This window comes from Streptomyces canus, assembly GCF_001514145.1.
Lineage (GTDB): Bacteria > Actinomycetota > Actinomycetes > Streptomycetales > Streptomycetaceae > Streptomyces > Streptomyces canus.
Genome location: NZ_KQ948675.1, coordinates 147,593 through 149,376 on the forward strand (window position 1 = coordinate 147,593; position 1,784 = coordinate 149,376).

1 protein-coding gene is annotated in these 1,784 nt (G+C 66.0%); it reads left to right on the forward strand.

What is annotated here, in order from left to right; translation table 11 throughout:
• Positions 1–1,784: amino acid adenylation domain-containing protein (locus AQJ46_RS57770; protein ID WP_318656739.1), on the forward strand; the 1,784-nt coding region annotated here is incomplete at both ends.

The window sequence follows — 1,784 nt, forward strand, 5'->3', positions numbered from 1 at the left end:
GAGCGTCAGCGGATTGTGGAGCGGTGGAACGATACGGCCACTGAGGTGCCGGCTGCGACGTTGGCGGCGTTGTTGGAGGCGCGGGTGGCGCGGACTCCGGATGCGGTGGCGGTGGTGTTCGAGGGCAGCGAGTTCAGTTATGCCGAGTTGGATGCGCGTGCGAACCGGCTTGCTCGTTTCCTGCTTGCTGAGGGGGTGGGTCCGGAGTCGCTGGTCGCGGTTTCGATGGAGCGCGGTGTCGAGATGGTGGTTGCTTTGCTCGCGGTTTTGAAGGCGGGTGGGGCCTATGTGCCGGTGGATCCGGGGCTTCCGGGGGAGCGTGTCGCGGCCATGGTGGAGGATGCGGCGCCGGTTCTGGTGTTGGCGGACGGTGTCGGTGCGGGTCGTGGCATGCCGGTGGCTGTGCCGGTGGTGATCGTCGATGGGCCGGAGGGGGTGGGGTTGCTTGGTGGCTTCGGGGATGGTCCGTTGTCGGTGTCGGAGCGTGGGGTGTTGTTGCCGGAGCATCCGGCGTATGTGATGTTCACGTCGGGTTCGACGGGTCGTCCGAAGGGTGTTGCGGTCTCGCATGCGGGGATCGTGAACCGGCTGGTGTGGATGCAGGCGGCTTTTGGGCTGGCGGTTGGTGAGCGGGTGTTGCACAAGACGCCGTTCGGGTTCGATGTGTCGGTGTGGGAGTTGTTCTGGCCGTTGCTGGAGGGTGCGACGTTGGTGGTCGCTCGTCCGGGTGGTCATATGGATCCTGGTTATCTGGCTGGGTTGATGCGGCGTGAGCGGGTTGGGGTCACGCATTTCGTGCCGTCGATGTTGCAGGCTTTTCTTGCGGAGCCGCTTGCTGGGGTGTGTTCGGCGTTGCGGTTGGTGGTGTGCAGTGGTGAGGCGTTGCCGGGGGAGGTTGAGGAGCGCTTCTTCAAGGTGTTTCCCGGTACTGGTGTGGGCGCCGGCACTGGTGTGGGCGGTGGTGTGGGTGTGGAGTTGTACAACTTGTATGGGCCGACTGAGGTGTCGGTGGATGTGACGTGGTGGCGGTGCCGGCCTGGGGGTGTTGGTGGGTTGGTGCCGATCGGTGTGCCGGTGTTCAACACTCGTGTCTTTGTGCTGGATGAGTGGCTGCGTCCGGTGCCGGCGGGGGTGGGCGGTGATCTCTACCTTGCGGGTGTTCAGTTGGCGCGGGGTTATGTGGGTCGTGCGGGTCTGACGGCGGAGCGGTTTGTGGCGGATCCGTTCTCGGCTTCGGGTGAGCGGATGTATCGCACGGGTGACCGGGTGCGGTGGACGGCGGATGGTCAGCTGGTTTTCCTGGGTCGTAGTGATGAGCAGGTGAAGATCCGGGGTTTTCGTATCGAGCCGGGTGAGGTGCAGGCTGTGGTCGCCGCTCATCCGGGGGTGGTGCAGGCGGCGGTGGTGGCCCGGGAGGACACTCCGGGTGAGCGGCGGCTGGTTGCCTATGTCGTGGTTGCTGTGGACGGTGTGTTGTCCGAGGCGATCCGTGGCTTTGCTGCTGAGCGGTTGCCGGAGTACATGGTTCCCTCGGCCGTGGTGGTTCTGGACGCGCTGCCGGTGACGACCAATGGCAAGCTCGACCGCAGGGCGTTGCCGGCGCCGCAGTACGCGGGTGGGACAGGCGCCGGGCGCGGCCCGGCCACTTTCCACGAGGAGGTGCTGTGCGGCGCCTTCGCGCAGGTCCTGGGCCTGCCGAACGTCGGTGTCGATGACGACTTCTTCGCCCTGGGTGGTCACTCGCTGCTCGCGACCCGTCTGGTCAGCCGCATCCGCACGGTCCT